The sequence below is a fragment of the Pseudomonas parakoreensis genome (genome assembly GCF_021602155.1).
Lineage (GTDB): Bacteria > Pseudomonadota > Gammaproteobacteria > Pseudomonadales > Pseudomonadaceae > Aquipseudomonas > Aquipseudomonas parakoreensis.
In genome coordinates, this window is sequence record NZ_BQHY01000017.1 from 84246 (window position 1) to 99988 (window position 15743).

Here is a 15743-nt window from a genome sequence, read left to right on the forward strand (position 1 = left end):
AGTTACTCCCCTTTGCCGCCAGCGGCTTTGTCAGCTGCCTGAGCGGGGGCCGGGTTCTTGGCTACGTTGGTCGCTTCGGTCGGGTTGACCTGAGCACCTGGGCGAACATATTGCAGGCCCTCGGTGATCAGACGATCGCCGGCTTTCAGGCCATCTTCGATCAGCCACTGGCTGCCGACAGTGCGGCTGGCCTTGAGCTGACGCAGTTCGACCTTGTTGTCCGGGCCGACAACCAGTGCGGTCGGGGTGCCCTTGAGGTCACGGGTCACGCCTTGTTGCGGCGCCAGAATGGCGGCGGCGTTGACCCCGGCCTGCAACTGGGCGCGGACGAACATGCCGGGCAGCAGGGTGTGATCCGGGTTCGGGAACACGGCGCGCAGGGTCACGGAACCGGTCGTCGGATCAACCGATACTTCGGAGAATTCCAGTTTGCCGTCGAGTTTGTACTGGCTGCCGTCTTCCAGGGTCAACTTGACCGCTGCCGAGTTGTCACCGGCTTTCTGCAGGCGACCGCTTTCCAGCTCGCGGCGCAGTTCCAGCAGCTCAACCGAGGACTGGGTGACGTCGACATAGATCGGGTCCAGTTGCTGGATCGTCGCCATCGCGTCGGCCTGACCATTGCTGACCAGCGCGCCTTCGGTCACCGCAGAACGGCCGATACGACCGGAGATCGGCGCGTAGACCTTGGTGTATTTCACATTGATCTGCGCGCTTTGCAGCGACGCTTCCGATTCCATGCGGTTGGCCACGGCGGTGTCGTATTCCTGGCGGCTCACGGCCTGCTCGTCGACCAGTTGCTTGTAGCGGTCGGAGATCGACTTGGTCGAACGCAGATTGGCTTCGGCGCTTTTCAGGGTCGCTTCATAGACTGCCGGATCGATCTGGTACAGCTGCTGACCGGCTTTGACGTCGGCGCCTTCCTTGAACAGACGCTTGAGAATGATGCCGTTGACCTGTGGCCGGACTTCAGCGATGCGGTACGCACTGGTGCGCCCCGGCAGTTCCGACGTGAGGGTGAACGCTTGTGGTTGCAGGGTGACGACGCCGACCTGAGGAGGCGGAGCGGCCGGGGCCGCTTCTTCCTTTTTACATCCGCTGAGCAGCGATGCCAGGGCGACGGCAGTGACCAGAGCGGTAACAGCTGGCTTGAATTGCATGAAGATCCTCGGGTCAGGCGCGCAAAATGCGCACAAGAAGTGTGGAAGGGTAAAAAAATCGGGTCGAGTGGATAAGTAGCTTGCTAAGGAATATACTTACGTTCATGGTTGTTTGTAAATAGCTTGGCGTCGTACCCACCCTGTTACAAAATGCGTCGCAAGGTTTGAAATTGTAGGCCGGGGAGCCGATTCGTGAGAAATCGGCCCCCTCTTTATTCAGCGGATATTCAGCCATCCCTGAAACATCCTGTTTGAGGTTTTACTGCCATGGTCCGTCGTACCAAAGAGGAAGCTCAGGAAACGCGCAGCCAGATTCTCGAAGCGGCCGAGAAAGCGTTTTATGAAAGGGGCGTGGCCCGCACGACCCTGGCGGATATCGCGACAATGGCCGGCGTTACGCGCGGTGCCATTTATTGGCATTTCAGCAACAAGGCCGATCTGGTGCAGGCAATGCTCGACAGCCTGCATGAACCGCTGGATGAATTGGCCAAGGCCAGCGAGAGCGAAGATGAACTCGATCCGCTGGGGTGCATGCGCAAGCTGTTGATCCATCTGTTCCATCAGGTTGCCCTGGATCCGAAGACCCGTCGCATTAACGAGATTCTGTTTCACAAGTGCGAATTCACCGATGAAATGTGCGATCTGCGCCAGCAGCGCCGCACGGCCAGTCTCGATTGCAATCTGCGCATCGGACTGACCCTGCGTAATGCGGTCAATCGCGGCCAGTTGCCGGAAGATCTCGACACTGCCCGCGCGGCCATCAGCATTCATGCGTATATCGATGGCCTCCTGTATGGATGGCTATTGGCGCCGGACAGCTTCGAGCTGCATGCCGAGGCCGAGCGTTGGGTCGATACAGGGTTGGATATGCTGCGCCTGAGCCCCAGCCTGCGCAAATGAAACAAAATGCGTAATTGACACAGGTTATGTCAATTGGCCTGCTTTTACAGACGCCCGAACCGCGAGTTTAAACGTAGCGAGCTACGGATTTTGTAGGGATTTTGTGTCGTCCCTGTGAACGAATGTTAGCTGCCCCGTACCGGACGCCCAAGAAAAAGCCCCCGGCTCTCACGAGTCGGGGGCTTTTGCGTTTCGGCTGCTTTGTACTGAATAACGCTTACAGCGTCGGGTAGTCGATGTAACCGACCGGGCCCTTGCCGTAGAACAGCTCTGGGCGCGGATCGTTCAGCGGGGCATCGGCCTTCAGGCGTGCCGGCAGGTCCGGGTTGGCAATGAACGGTACGCCGAACGCTACGGCGTCAGCCTTGCCTTCAGCCAGCCACGCATTGGCGCTGTCTTTGGTGAAACGCTCGTTAGCGATGTACGCACCGCCGAAGGCTTCTTTGAGCTGTGGGCCGAGGCTGTCGGCACCTTCTTTCTCGCGGGAGCAAATGAAGGCGATGCCACGCTTGCCCAGCTCGCGAGCGACATAAGTGAAGGTCTCGGCCAGATTGTCGTCGCCCATGTCGTGGGAGTCGGCGCGGGGTGCCAGGTGCACGCCGACACGGCCGGCGCCCCAGACGTCGATCGCCGCGTCAGTCACTTCCAGCAGCAGGCGCGCACGGTTCTCCAGAGAGCCGCCGTAGTTGTCGGTACGCTGGTTGGTGCTGCTTTGCAGGAACTGGTCGAGCAGGTAGCCGTTGGCGCCGTGGATTTCCACGCCATCGAAACCGGCGGCTTTGGCGTTCTCGGCGCCGGTACGGTAGGCCTCGACAATCTCGGCGATTTCAGCGGTTTCCAGCGCGCGCGGGGTCGGGTAGTCGGCCAGTGGTCGCACCAGACTGACGTGACCTTTAGGCTGGATGGCGCTCGGCGCGACCGGAGCTTCACCATTGAGGTACGACGGGTGCGAGATGCGGCCGACGTGCCACAGTTGCAGGACGATCTTGCCGCCGGCAGCGTGCACGGCTTTGGTCACGTTGGTCCAGCCGCGGACCTGATCGTTGGACCAGATGCCCGGGGTGTCCGGGTAGCCAACGCCCATCGGGGTGACCGAGGTGGCTTCGGACAGGATCAGGCCAGCGGACGCGCGCTGTACGTAGTATTCAGCCATCAGCGCGTTCGGCACGCGGCCTTCGTCGGCGCGGCAGCGGGTCAGCGGGGCCATGATGATGCGGTTGGACAGCTCGAGGTCGCCCAGTTTGATCGGATCGAAAATAGTTGCCATGTGTACAACCCTCGTCAGTGAAGTGGTTAATCAGTGGGTAGCAGGGGCCAGGCCGGCATCGCCGTTCTGACGGAAAGTGATCAGGGTCACCAGCAGCGCGAGCACGGCCAGCGCGGCGGCGGCCAGGGGCACGCTGGTCAGGCCGAAACCGTGGGCGATGACGCTGCCGCCGACCCAGGCGCCCAAGGCGTTGCCGATGTTGAAAGCGCCGATGTTCAGGGTCGACACCAGGTTCGGGGCCGCCTTGCCGAAGGTCACCACGTTGACTTGCAGCGCCGGAACGGCGGCGAACGAAGCGGTGGCCCAGAGGAACAGGGTGATTTCCGTCGGGATCAGCGCAACGCTGGTCCAGCTCAGCACGGTGGAAACCACCGCCATCGCCACGAACACACCGATCAGAGTGGCGCCGAGACGCTTGTCCGCCAGTTTGCCGCCAATGATGTTGCCCACCGTCAGACCGAGGCCGATCAGCAGCAGGGTCCAGGTCACGCCTTTGGGCGAGACACCGGTGACATCACCGAGCAGCGGCGCGACGTAGGTGAAGAGGGTGAACATCGACGCGGCGAACAGTGCGGTCATGCTCAGCGACAGCCAGATACCGGCGCCCTTGAGGGCGGCGAGTTCGGCGCGCATGTCGAGTTTTTCTTCGTCACGCTTGGCCGGCAGGAAGCGGATCAGACCGATCAGCGCCACGACGCCAATTACGGTTACCGCCCAGAAGGTCGAACGCCAGCCGGCTTCCTGACCCAGCGCCGTGCCCAGTGGCACGCCGAGCACGTTGGCCAGGGTCAGGCCGGTGAACATCAGTGCCACGGCGGATGCGCGTTTGTTTGGCGCGACCAGCCCGGCAGCTACCACAGAACCGATACCGAAAAACGCACCGTGGCACAGCGCGGTGACGACGCGGGCAAACATCAGCACGTTGTAATCACTGGCGACGGCACACAGCAGGTTACCAACGATGAAAATCCCCATCAGCGCTATCAGTGCGGCCTTGCGCGGCAGTCTGGCGGTGGCCAGCGCCATGAACGGCGCACCGATGGCCACGCCCAGGGCGTAACCGGTCACCAGCCAGCCGGCGCCCGGGATCGACACACCGAGATCGGTCGCCACATCGGGAAGCAGGCCCATGATGACGAACTCAGTGGTGCCGATGGCGAAGGCACTCAAGGCCAGGATGAGTAGCGAGAGGGGCATTTGAATCAATTCCTTGTGGGAGCGCTGAGCTCTTTGACGATGGCGTCGAGGAACGCCTGGATCACGTCCTCGTTGCGTTTGAAAAAGTGCCACTGGCCGGCTTTCTGGCTGCTGATCAGACCTGCACGTTGCAGGGTCGCCAGGTGGGCGGAGACGGTCGACTGCGACAGGCCGCAGCGTTGATCGATCTGCCCGGCACAGATGCCGTACTCGTGGTTGTGAATCTGCTCAGGAAACTGGGCTTTGGGGTCTTTCAGCCAGATGAGGATGTCTCGCCGTACTGGGTGCGCCAGGGCTTTTATTATTTCGTCGAGGTCGAGGTTCATGGCGTTGTGCTCGTGATGTGTAGCGCTATATCGCGATGAGGCGAACTTTAAATCGGTATTTCGCGATATACAAATATGAATTTGATCTGACGACCGCATAAATCGGTATATCGGGTTATAACGATACGTGTGTTGTAACGATGAAAGCGCGCAGTGCTAAGCTGCGCCCATGAACTATCTCGCACATTTACACCTCGGAGGCCAGCTCCCCGAGCAATTACTCGGCAGTCTGTATGGCGATTTCGTCAAAGGACGCCTGCAAGGGCAATTTGCGCCGCAGATTGAAGCGGCGATTCAGCTGCATCGGCGGATTGATGTGTTCACCGATCGCCACCCTGTGGTGGACATCGCCCTCGGACGTTTCACCGCGACCCGGCGGCGCTACGCGGGGATTGTCCTCGATGTGTTTTTCGACCATTGCCTGGCGCGGGACTGGACGCTGTACGCCGATCAGCCGCTGGAGCACTTCACCCGCGACGTGTACCGGGTGCTGTCGAATGAACGGCAATTGCCCGAACGCCTGGCGAAGATCGCACCGCACATGGTTGCCAATGACTGGCTGGGTTCGTATCAGTCGTTTGAAGTGCTGGAGCAGGTGCTGCGCGGGATCTCCCGGCGCCTGACCCGGCCGGAGGAGCTGGCGATGGCGATGCAGGAGTTGCGGCGGTTGTATGAGCCGCTGAGTGAGGACTTCGCGTTGTTCTACCCGCAATTGCAAGACTTCGCACAATCCTCAACAACACCCTGAGTCCCTGTGGGAGCTGGCTTGCCAGCGATGGCGTCGGCACATTCAACATTCGTGTCGGCTGGTCTACCGCTATCGCTGGCAAGCCAGCTCCCACAGGGGCCGAGGGTGATTTTAGCGGTTGTATTTCAGGCGGCGATGGCCGGGCGCATCGGGGTTTTTTGCTTTTCCGGAATCGCGCCAAACAACGCCTTCTGCACCGCCTGCTGCGCTTCGAACGCCAGTGCCGCACGCTCGCGGCCCTGACAGGCGATCGGCTTGAGCAGATGCACTTCAACATCGGCGCAATCATTGCTGAACAGACGCATCAGGTGCGACAGCAAATCATCGTCACCAATGAACGGCGCCAGCGCGTCGATTTCGCCATTGCGCAGATAACGGATCGCCACCGGTTGCAGCATCACCTCGGAATCGATGGCCGCCGACAGCAGGCGACCATGAAAGGTGCGCAGCGAACGGCCATCGGTGGTGGTGCCTTCCGGGAACATCAGCAGCGGATGCTGCGTCTGCAAATGACGGGTCATCTGTTTGCGGATCAACTGGCTGTCACCCGAGCCGCGACGGATGAACAGGCTGCCGGCCTTGGCCGCCAGCCAGCCAGCCACCGGCCAGGTGCGCACTTCGGCCTTGGACAGAAACGACAGCGGCGTGAGCATGCCCAGCAGTGGAATGTCAGTCCATGACACATGATTGCTGACCCACAGCATTGGCTGCTGTGGCAACTCGCCGTGCACCGTTACGCGAAAGGGCAGGGCATGGCTCAAACGTGCCATGAAGAAACGCGACCAGCGCTGCCGACGTTGCATCGAGTGCGCCAGGCCCAGACGTTCGAATACGCCGAACACGCTGGCCATGGTCAGGCCCAGCGTCACCACCAGCAGCACCCGCGCGATTCGCGCGTACACGCGCAGCCGGCTCATCACACGGCCGCCTTGAAGTGCCTGGCGTAACGCGGGCAGAGTTCGTCGCGCTTGAGCAGGATGAACACGTCGGCGACCTGGAAGTCTTTGTCCCAGCACGGCTCGCCGCAGATCTTCGCGCCCAGGCGCATGTAGGCCTTGAGCAGCGGTGGCATTTCGGCGATCACGTTCGACGGAATGTCTAGCGACGGCAACGGATTCTTCGGTTCGGCGCGCAGGTGTTCGGTGCACAGGTAGCGTTCGCGCAGACGCTGCATGATCGCGTGGGCCTGCACGCCGCCGTCCTGCATCGGAATGCTCGCGCAACCCATCAGGTAGCTGTAGCCGCCCTGATTCAACACTTCGGCCAGTTCCCCCCAAAGCACAGCGATGGTGCCGCCGTTGCGGTAGGCCGGATCGACGCAGGTACGGCCGATTTCGAGGATCGGTCCTTGCAGATGGGCCAGGCCATGCAGGCTGAATTCTTCTTCGCTGTAGAACTTGCCCAGGCTGCTGGCGGCGGTGTGATCGAGTAAACGAGTGGTGGCGACCAGACGCCCGGTGTTCAGGTCGCGCACGCCGATGTGGCTGCAGTGAACATCATAGTCATCCATGTCCAGACCCAGTTCCGCGCCTTTCAGCTTGGCGTTGAATTCGCCGCTGAAGACGCTGAAGCGCAAGGCCTGGGCTTGCTGCAAGGCCTCGGCGCCGATCAGGCGTTCGGCTTGCAGGCGGCGTTCATTGCCGGTGTCGCTGATGCGGGCGATCTGAGTCATTTGAATCTCCGTACGGGCCTTGAACCCGTCGTGGGTTGCAGCCGATCGACTTTCTTTATGCAGCCATGTTGTGCAAAGTCAGGCTATGTAGCCCCGGTGTCATCGCCATGAACGTTTGGTGATGCTTGTATGACAGCCCTCAAGGAGCCTCTTATGCCCTGGCCCAGCCTGCTCGATAGCCCTGAACGCCTGCCCGCCGTGACTGATCTGGCGGAAGGTTTCGCCACTTTGTTGCAGCAAGTGGGCAACGTGACGCCGTTCGAACTGGCGGTGGCCGGAGGGCGGCGCATGGCGACGCCGGGGTTGGCGTTTCTGGTGGGGTATCAGGCGGCGTTGCGCATGCTTTGGCCGAGCGCACCGCCGAGTCTTGGCGCGTTGTGTGCGACCGAACAGCGCAGCTTGCGCCCGGCGGACATGCAGACCCGTCTCAGTGATTTACGCCTGAGCGGGCGCAAGGATTTCGTCACCGCTGGGGATGCCGCCGACTGGCTGCTCGTCGCCGCGCGCAGTGAACAACCCGGCGAGGCACCGCGCCTGAGTCTGGCGGTGGTCTATCCCGGCGAGCCCGGCGTGCGCGTGGAAAAACTCCCGGCACTGCCGTTGATGCCGGACATCAGCCACGGTCGTCTGCACCTGGACGGCGCGTTGTGCGAGTTGCTCGCGGGGGATGGCTGGGATGCTTATGTGAAGCCGTTCCGCAGCCTGGAAGATGTCTATGTGTTGAGCGCGATGACCGCGTGGCTGTATGGCGTCGGTCAGGACAGTGGCTGGTCGCAGCCGCTGCTGTTGCGTTTGCTGGCGCTGCTGGCCGGCTGTGCGGAAGCGAGTCGCCAGCCGCCAAACAATCCGGCCGGACATGTGTTGCTGGGCGGGTTGTTTGCGCAGTTTGATGCGCTGAAGAACGAGATCGATCAGGCGTTGGCCGAGGGCAATCCGGAGTGGGCGCAGATGTGGCAGCGTGATCAGTCGGTGATGCAATTGGCGGCCGGCGCGCGGGCCAAGCGCTTGGCCAAAGCCCTGCACATTCCCCTGTAGGAGCTGCCGCAGGCTGCGATCTTTTGATCTTTAAAAGCACAATCAAAAGATCGCAGCCTGCGGCAGCTCCTACAGTGATCGGGAGATTGTCATTTTTCTGGGCCATGATCTTTGCACCCGTCCGTTGAGATTTTTCCATGATCAAAGGCCTGTCCCTGTTCCTGCTGCTGATCAGCTTCACGGTCCAGGCCGAGCAATGGCCGGATGAACAATGGCCGACGGGCGCAAAAATCAGCGGCGCAGCAGTCGAGGCATTAGACACCTACGCCTTCCCGCCCCGCGACGACGACACCCGCCAGGGCATCCGCACCGACGCCTTGCTGGTCATTCGCGACGGTCAGGTTATCTACGAACGCTATGCCGGTCCGACCCGTGCCGAAACGCCACACCTGACCTGGTCGATCAGCAAGAGTCTGATGGCCACGGTGCTTGGCGTGGCGTATGGCGAAGGCTTGTTCAAACTGGATGATCCCGTTTCAAAATTTTATCCGGCGTTGGAAAAACACCCGGCGATCACCATGGCCGACCTGCTGCACTGGGCTTCCGGTCTGGACTGGCAGGAGGATTACGAATACGCCCCGCTGAAATCCTCGGTGGTGGCGATGCTCTACACCCGTGGGCAGCGCGACATGCCCGCGTTCACCGCCGATCACGACGCTTATGCGCCGCCGGGGCAGGCGTTCCGTTATTCCAGTGGTGACAGCAATCTGCTGGCGGCGGCGCTGAAGAACATGGTCGGCCCCGAGCGTTATCCCGACTATCCGTGGACGGCGCTGTTCGAGCCGTTGGGCATCCGCCATGCCGTGTGGGAAACCGATGCCGGCGGCACGTTTGTCGCGTCCTCTTATGCCTACCTCACCGCCCGTGATCTGGCGCGGGTTGGCCTGTTGATGCTGCGCGACGGACGTTGGCGCGACCGGCAATTACTGCCCAAGGACTGGATCGCCTTCAACCATGAGCCATTTGCCGGCTACAAGGCGCATCAGGACGAAGCCGTGCCCGGCGGCCAGTGGTGGCTCAATCGCCCGGCGGATGGCGCCGCCGCGCCATGGCCCGACGCGCCGCCCGACACCTTCGCCGCCCTCGGTCATTGGGGGCAGGCACTGTATGTAATCCCCAGCGAGAAACTGCTGATCGTGCGTTACGCCGATGATCGCGACGGCAGCTATCGCCACAACGAATTGCTCAAGCGCGTGCTCAAGGCGGTGCAGCCATGAAGCTGTTGAAGCGGGTATTGCTGCTGGCGCTGATCGTGCTGCTCGGCTGGATCTGGCTCGAGCGCGACAATCTGTGGGCGTTCCCCGACATCATCAGTGCGTACACGGCCAAGGAATATTGTTCGTGTCGCTATGTGATGAACAACGAGGCTGAATATTGCCGGGGTTATGTGAAACAGTGGCTGCCGACCAGCGGTTTTACCGATGACAGCGCGAGCAAAACCATCACCGTCAGTGGCATGGGCCGCAGCAACCGCGCGCAGTGGCTGGGTGAACGGCAAGGTTGCCGCCTCAATCCTCAATTCAATAGATAACCCTGTGGGAGCTGGCTTGCCAGCGATGACGGTGTGTCAGTCAACAGAGAGATAGCCTGTCCCGACGCTATCGCTGGCAAGCCAGCTCCCACAGCAGGTTTCACCAATCGATAGATTTGCGCCGATCAGTTTGCAATAACGGCGTGGGCGGTTAAGGTTCGTGCAGGTTTATCGCCCCCACGAGTATTCAATGTTCAACCGCTCCCTCTATAAAGCCTTCGCCAGTCTGCTGCTGGCCGCCGCCGCGCTGCCGGCGCAGGCCAATTGGTATCTGGATGGCGAGTCGTCGCGGCTGTCGTTCGTCAGCACGAAAAACGCCCACATTTCCGAAGTACAGCGCTTTCTGGTGCTGCACGGCAAGGTCGATCCGGATGGTCGCGCCGAAGTCGAAGTCGAGCTGGATTCGGTCAACAGCGGCATCCCGCTGCGCGACGAGCGCATGCGCAAGGAGCTGTTCCAGATCGAGCAATTCCCCGAAGCGACCATCAGCACCCGGATCGACCTGCGCCCGATCAATGATCTGGCCCCTGGTGCGCAGCTGGAATTGCGTCTGCCGCTGACCGTCAACCTGCACGGCAAGCAACATGAATACCCGGCGCAGTTGCTGGCCACCCGTCTCGATGACCGGCGTTTTCAAGTGGTGACCCTGGAGCCGCTGGTGATCAACGCCGAGGATTTCGATCTGGTGCCGGGCCTGGAAACCCTGCGTAACCTCGCTGGCCTGTCGGCCATCAGTCCGTCGGTGCCGGTGGGTGCGGTGCTGATTTTCACGGCGCGCTGACATGCGCGGCGCGGTGTTCCCGTGGCGGGACGGCAACCGCTTCGAACTGTTGATTGACGGCCCGCAATTCTTCCCGCGCATGCTGGTGGAAATTGCCCGCGCCGAAGAACAGGTCGAACTCGAGTTGTATCTGGTGGAGGCGGGCGCCTGCGCCGAAGCCGTGGTGCAGGCGCTGGTGCAGGCCGCCGAGCGCGGGGTGCGGGTGCGCTGCCTGTTCGATGACTACGGCAGTCTCGCGTTTACCCTGCACCTGCGTCAGCGCCTGATCAAGGCCGGGGTCGAACTGCGTTTTTACAATCGACTGAGCTGGCGGCGTTGGGTGGGCAACTTTTATCGCGATCATCGCAAACTGTTGCTGGTCGATCAGCGTCTGGCGGTGGTCGGCGGCACGGGTGTCACCGATGAGTTCTGGACGCCGGGGCAGGACAGCAGCGAATGGCATGAAGTGATGGTGGAAATCAGCGGTCCGCTGGTGCTCGACTGGCAAGTGCTGTTCGACCGCCAATGGATCGCCAACCGCCATCGCCGGGCCTGGAAACCTTCGGCGCATGTCGGCCTGCCACGCTTGCCCAAGGTTCCGGACATGGGCGAGGGCATGGGCCGCGTGGCTTACGCCGATGCCCGCCAGCATCGCGACATTCTGCAGTCGCTGTTTCGCGCTTTGAACAGCGGGCAGAAACGCATCTGGATGGCCACGCCTTACTTCCTGCCGACCTGGAAAATCCGCCGCTCGCTGCGCAAGGCCGCTGCCCGGGGTGTCGACGTCCGGCTATTGCTGACCGGGCCGCGCACCGATCACCCGTCGGTACGTTACGCCGGGCATCGCTACTACCCGCGCCTGCTCAAGGCCGGAGTGCAGATCTTCGAGTATCAGCCGTGTTTCCTGCACCTGAAAATGGTCCTGGTGGACGAGTGGGTGAGCATCGGATCGTGCAACTTCGATCACTGGAATCTGCGCTTCAATCTGGAGGCGAATCTGGAGGCACTGGATCCGTCGTTGACGGCAGCGGTGGTGCAGAGTTTCGAGAAGGACTTCGGCCTGAGTCAGCAGGTCAGTCTGGAGGAGTGGCAGCGCCGGCCGCTGTGGCGGCGGGTGAAGCAGCGGATCTGGGGCTGGGTGGATCGGCTGGTGGTCAATATTCTCGATCGCCGCGGCTAGCAGTCACACCCGTAACACTGTGGGAGCTGGCTTGCCAGCGATGGCGGCCTGACAGTCAACTGAGATGTTGAATGTGCTGGCCTCATCGCTGGCAAGCCAGCTCCCACAGGTTTTTGCATAGGGTTTCAGGGATTACAGCAACTCAAAGCTCTGCTGCGTCACATCCTGCGAATCCAGACCGATCTGCACGTTGAACTTGCCAGGCTCTGCCGCGTACTTGAGCTGGGCGTTGTAGAACTTCAGATCATCCTCGGTGATGGTGAAGTGCACGACTTTCTGTTCGCCGGCCTTGAGCATGACTTTCTGGAAGTTCTTCAGTTCTTTCACCGGGCGAATCATCGAGCCGGTGACGTCCTGAATGTACAGCTGCACCACGGTTTCGCCGTCACGTTTGCCGGTGTTTTTCAGGGTGACACTGGCGTCGAGCTTGCCGGTGGCGTTCAGCGTGGTTGACGACAGCGCCATGTCGCTCAGGGCGAATTGGGTGTAGCTCAAGCCGTAACCGAACGGGAACAGCGGGCCCGTGGTGTCATCGAAGTACTGCGAGGTGTAGTTGCCCGGTTTGCCCGGCGTGAACGGCCGGCCAATGCTCAGGTGGTTGTAGTAGGTCGGGATCTGGCCCACGGAACGCGGGAAGGTCACCGGCAGTTTGCCCGACGGGTTGTAGTCGCCAAACAGCACGTCGGCGATGGCGTTGCCGCCCTCGGTGCCGCTGAACCAGGTTTCCAGAATCGCATCAGCCGACTGGTTCTCTTCGAGAATGGTCAGCGGACGGCCGTTCATCAGCACCAGTACCAGCGGTTTGCCGGTGGCTTTCAGGGCACGGATCAACTCGCGCTGGTTTTCCGGGATGTTCAGGTCGGTACGGCTGGAGGACTCGTGGGACATGCCACGGGATTCGCCAACGGCGGCGACGATCACGTCTGCGTCCTTGGCGGCCTTCACCGCTTCGTCGATCAGCACATTGGCCGGGCGTGGATCATCGACCACTTCCGGGGCGTCGAAGTTGAGGAAGTTCAGGTAGTCGAGGACCTTCTTGTCGCTGGTGATGTTGGCGCCACGGGCGTAGATCAGGTTGGCCTTGTCGCCGATGACATTGCTCATGCCGTCGAACAGGGTCACCGATTGCGCCGGACGACCGGCGGCAGCCCAACTGCCCATCATGTCGATCGGCGCCTTGGCCAATGGACCGACCAGCATGACTTTCGCGTCTTTCTTCAGCGGCAGGGTGTCGTTCTGGTTCTTCAACAGCACCAGGCTGCGTCGCGCTACGTCACGCGCTTCGGCGCGGTGCAGACGGCTTTCGGCGTAGGTGTCGGCCGGATCATCCTCGGCCTTGCCGATACGCAGGTATGGGTCCTTGAACAGGCCCATGTCGTACTTGGCGGCGAGTACTTCGCGCACCGCGTTGTCGATGTCTTTCTGTTCGATCTCGCCGGACTTGAGCAGCCCCGGCAGCTCTTTGCCGTACAGGGTGTCGTTCATGCTCATGTCGATGCCGGCCTTGATCGCCAGCTTCGCCGCTTCACGACCGTCGGCGGCCACGCCGTGCTTGATCAGTTCGAAGATCGCGCCGTGGTCGCTGACGGCCAAGCCCTTGAAGCCCCAGTCCTTGCGCAGCAAGTCGTTCATCAGCCAGGTGTTGGCGGTGGCCGGGATGCCGTTGATCGAGTTCAGCGCGACCATCACGCCACCGGCGCCGGCATCAATCGCGGCGCGGTAGGGCGGCAGGTAGTCCTGGTACATCTTCACCGGGCTCATGTCCACGGTGTTGTAGTCACGACCGCCCTCGACCGCGCCATACAGGGCGAAGTGTTTGACGCTGGCCATGATGCTGTCGGCGGCGCTCGGGGTATCGCCCTGATAGGCCTTGACCATCACTTTGGCGATGCGCGAAGTCAGATAGGTGTCTTCACCGAAACCCTCGGAGCTGCGACCCCAGCGCGGATCACGGGAGATGTCGACCATCGGTGCGAAGGTGATGTCGAGGCTGTCGGCCGCCGCTTCCCTGGCGGCAATACGCCCGGACTGGCCGATGGCGTCCATGTCCCAGCTCGAGGCCAGGGCCAGCGGAATCGGGAAAATCGTACGATGACCGTGGATCACGTCGTACGCAAAAAACATCGGAATCTTCAGGCGGCTGCGCATTGCCGCGTCCTGCATCGGACGATTTTCCGGGCGGGTGATCGAGTTGAACGTACCGCCGATATTGCCGGCGGCGATCTCTTTGCGGATCAGTTCGCGAGGCATTTCCGGGCCGATGCTGATCAGGCGCAACTGGCCGATCTTTTCATCGAGGGTCATTTGCTTCATCAGGTTGCTGATGAACGCGTCCTTGTTTTCCAGGGGTACCGGGGTCGTGGCGGCCAATACTTGATGACTGGCCAGGCTGACGAACAGGCCCAGCAAACACAGCTTCTTCATGAATATTTTTCTCGAGGGCCCAAACGGCAATGCAATGCCGGCCAGCCAAAAGTTAGGGAGCGACTATTGTTGTTCGGGTGCAGGCTCAAAATGACCGAGCCAAAAACGCCCGCCGACCGTCGGCAGCGTTTGCGCAGGGCCTCTTTTTAGCCCATCGGCCCGTTGCAATCCAGTGGCGCGGCCGATTATGCCCCAACCGCCGATGCAGAAGGTTTCACGGTCGGTTTTTTATGAAATACGCTAGGGAGCATCACTTTGATGAATGTCAGTCCAACCTACCGCTCACGTCTGCAGGTCGCCACGCTGCTGGTGCTTGCCACTTTGTTGACCGCGTGCGGCATCAACAATATCCCGACCCTCGACGAACAGGCGAAAGCCGCCTGGGGCCAGGTCCAGAACCAGTATCAGCGCCGTGCCGACCTGATCCCCAATCTGGTGGAAACCGTCAGAGGCTACGCCAAGCATGAAGAAGCGACCCTGACTGCCGTGGTCGAGGCGCGGGCCAAGGCGACGTCGATCCAGGTCGATGCCAGCACCCTCGACAATCCGGAAAAACTCAAGCAGTTCCAGGAGGCCCAGGATCAGTTGAGCGGTGCCCTGAGTCGGCTGATGGTGGTGTCCGAGCGTTATCCGGACCTGAAAGCCAACCAGAACTTCCTTGCCTTGCAGTCGCAGCTCGAAGGCACGGAAAACCGGATTGCCGTGGCGCGGCGCGATTTCATTCTGGCGGTGCAGAAGTACAACACCGAGATCCGCACGTTTCCCGGGCGCCTCTGGCACAGCGTGATGTACAGCGATCTGCCGATTCGCGAAACCTTCGAAGCCACCACCCCCGGCGCGGAAAAGGCCCCGGAAGTGAAGTTCTGATCCGAGGTTATTCATGCGTGTGTTGAAGATAGGCCTGGTGCTGATGCTGTGGCTGTTCGCCGTCAGCGCCCGGGCCGAGTTGACGTTCCCGGCGCTGAGCGGGCGAGTGGTGGACGAGGCGCAGATGCTCGAGCCCGCGGTGCGCGCCCAGTTGAGCCAGCAGTTGCAGGCGCATGAACAGGCGACCGGCGAGCAACTGGTGGTGGTCACGGTGCCTGATCTGCAGGGCACCACCATCGAAGACTACGGCGTGCAACTGGGCCGGCACTGGGGCATCGGCCAGAAGGACAAGAACAACGGTGCGCTGCTGATCGTCGCCCGGGACGAGCGCAAGCTGCGCATCGAAGTCGGTTACGGGCTGGAAGATCGGCTGACCGATGCACAGAGTTCGGTGATCATTCATCAAGTGATCACCCCCGCGTTCAAGGCCGGCAATTTCAGCAAGGGCATCAGCGACGGCGTCGCGGCGATGCTGGTGGTGCTCGGCGGCAATCCGCTGGACGAGCCGTCGACGGTGTACGAGTCGAGCGGTGATCCGCAAAACGATTTCGTCTCGCGGCATCCGTTGTTGTTCGTTTTTCTGGTGGTGTTGTTCATCCTGACGGTGTTTGTCTGCCAGATGCTCGGTATCCTTCCCGCCGGCCGTGGCGGCTCCGGTGGCGGCGGTTTCGGTGGGGGT

Annotated in this window: 16 protein-coding genes; 9 read left to right on the top strand and 7 right to left on the bottom strand. The window is 61.4% G+C overall.

From position 1 onward, the window contains the following. Nucleotides 1–2: 2 nt before the first annotated feature. Nucleotides 3–1157: an efflux RND transporter periplasmic adaptor subunit EmhA gene (gene emhA, locus L6D63_RS23205; protein WP_041070493.1), complete on the bottom strand. Its 1155-nt coding sequence runs from the start codon at nucleotides 1155–1157 to the stop codon at nucleotides 3–5. Nucleotides 1158–1424: 267 nt separating this feature from the next. Between emhA and emhR the strand changes: the two genes are divergently transcribed. After that, nucleotides 1425–2057, top strand: coding sequence for an efflux system transcriptional repressor EmhR (emhR, locus tag L6D63_RS23210; RefSeq protein ID WP_008080104.1), 633 nt, complete (start codon nucleotides 1425–1427; stop codon nucleotides 2055–2057). Nucleotides 2058–2274: 217 nt separating this feature from the next. Here emhR and L6D63_RS23215 read toward each other — a convergent pair whose 3' ends face one another. The 3 genes from L6D63_RS23215 to L6D63_RS23225 are packed head-to-tail and all read right to left on the bottom strand — an operon-like array spanning nucleotide 2275 to nucleotide 4847. After that, nucleotides 2275–3324, bottom strand: a complete 1050-nt coding sequence (locus tag L6D63_RS23215; RefSeq protein ID WP_047292174.1) for an alkene reductase — start codon at nucleotides 3322–3324, stop codon at nucleotides 2275–2277. 30 nt (nucleotides 3325–3354) lie between these two features. Continuing rightward, nucleotides 3355–4521: an MFS transporter gene (locus tag L6D63_RS23220; RefSeq protein ID WP_131669921.1), complete on the bottom strand. Its 1167-nt coding sequence runs from the start codon at nucleotides 4519–4521 to the stop codon at nucleotides 3355–3357. A 5-nt stretch (nucleotides 4522–4526) separates the two neighbouring features. Then, nucleotides 4527–4847 (bottom strand): ArsR/SmtB family transcription factor, encoded by a 321-nt coding sequence (locus L6D63_RS23225; RefSeq protein ID WP_003222436.1) that lies wholly within the window; start codon nucleotides 4845–4847, stop codon nucleotides 4527–4529. Nucleotides 4848–5016: 169 nt separating this feature from the next. Between L6D63_RS23225 and L6D63_RS23230 the strand changes: the two genes are divergently transcribed. Next, the gene (locus L6D63_RS23230) at nucleotides 5017–5595 is read left to right on the top strand and encodes an acyl carrier protein phosphodiesterase (protein WP_047292178.1); all 579 of its coding nucleotides are present in this window, start codon (nucleotides 5017–5019) and stop codon (nucleotides 5593–5595) included. 125 nt (nucleotides 5596–5720) lie between these two features. On the opposite strand, the gene L6D63_RS23235 is transcribed toward L6D63_RS23230, so the two are convergent. Both L6D63_RS23235 and olsB read right to left on the bottom strand, forming a co-directional pair. Further along, entirely contained in the window at nucleotides 5721–6512 is a 792-nt protein-coding gene (locus tag L6D63_RS23235) for a lysophospholipid acyltransferase family protein (protein WP_131669922.1), read from the bottom strand. Beyond that, nucleotides 6512–7267, bottom strand: coding sequence for an L-ornithine N(alpha)-acyltransferase (gene olsB, locus L6D63_RS23240; RefSeq protein ID WP_131669923.1), 756 nt, complete (start codon nucleotides 7265–7267; stop codon nucleotides 6512–6514). Before olsB ends, L6D63_RS23235 begins: the two co-directional genes overlap by 1 nt. Nucleotides 7268–7420: 153 nt before the next feature. Here olsB and L6D63_RS23245 point away from each other — a divergent pair, with 153 nt between their 5' ends. The 5 genes from L6D63_RS23245 to L6D63_RS23265 all read left to right on the top strand — a co-directional run bounded on the left by L6D63_RS23245 (nucleotide 7421) and on the right by L6D63_RS23265 (nucleotide 11773). Further along, nucleotides 7421–8302 carry an acyl-CoA dehydrogenase middle domain-containing protein gene (locus L6D63_RS23245; protein WP_131669924.1) on the top strand — a complete coding sequence of 294 codons (882 nt, stop codon included), beginning with the start codon at nucleotides 7421–7423 and terminating at the stop codon, nucleotides 8300–8302. Nucleotides 8303–8439: 137 nt separating this feature from the next. Then, nucleotides 8440–9519, top strand: a complete 1080-nt coding sequence (locus tag L6D63_RS23250; protein ID WP_131669925.1) for a serine hydrolase domain-containing protein — start codon at nucleotides 8440–8442, stop codon at nucleotides 9517–9519. Next, entirely contained in the window at nucleotides 9516–9833 is a 318-nt protein-coding gene (locus tag L6D63_RS23255) for an amidase (protein ID WP_095667322.1), read from the top strand. The genes L6D63_RS23250 and L6D63_RS23255 overlap by 4 nt, the downstream gene beginning before the upstream one ends. Nucleotides 9834–10023: 190 nt before the next feature. Next, on the top strand, nucleotides 10024–10614 hold the full coding sequence (locus L6D63_RS23260) for a YceI family protein (protein WP_047292191.1): 591 nt from the start codon (nucleotides 10024–10026) through the stop codon (nucleotides 10612–10614). Between the two features lies 1 nt (nucleotide 10615). Continuing rightward, nucleotides 10616–11773 (top strand): phospholipase D-like domain-containing protein, encoded by a 1158-nt coding sequence (locus tag L6D63_RS23265; RefSeq protein WP_041070472.1) that lies wholly within the window; start codon nucleotides 10616–10618, stop codon nucleotides 11771–11773. A gap of 132 nt (nucleotides 11774–11905) precedes the next feature. On the opposite strand, the gene bglX is transcribed toward L6D63_RS23265, so the two are convergent. Further along, nucleotides 11906–14197 (bottom strand): beta-glucosidase BglX, encoded by a 2292-nt coding sequence (bglX, locus tag L6D63_RS23270; protein WP_131669926.1) that lies wholly within the window; start codon nucleotides 14195–14197, stop codon nucleotides 11906–11908. Between the two features lie 258 nt (nucleotides 14198–14455). On the opposite strand from bglX, the gene L6D63_RS23275 reads away from it, so the two are divergent. Together L6D63_RS23275 and L6D63_RS23280 are read left to right on the top strand one after the other, a co-directional pair. Next, nucleotides 14456–15064, top strand: a complete 609-nt coding sequence (locus L6D63_RS23275; RefSeq protein ID WP_095667320.1) for a LemA family protein — start codon at nucleotides 14456–14458, stop codon at nucleotides 15062–15064. Nucleotides 15065–15077: 13 nt separating this feature from the next. Continuing rightward, nucleotides 15078–15743, top strand: a 666-nt coding sequence (locus tag L6D63_RS23280; protein ID WP_236170394.1) for a TPM domain-containing protein, incomplete at its 3' end; no start/stop codon positions are given.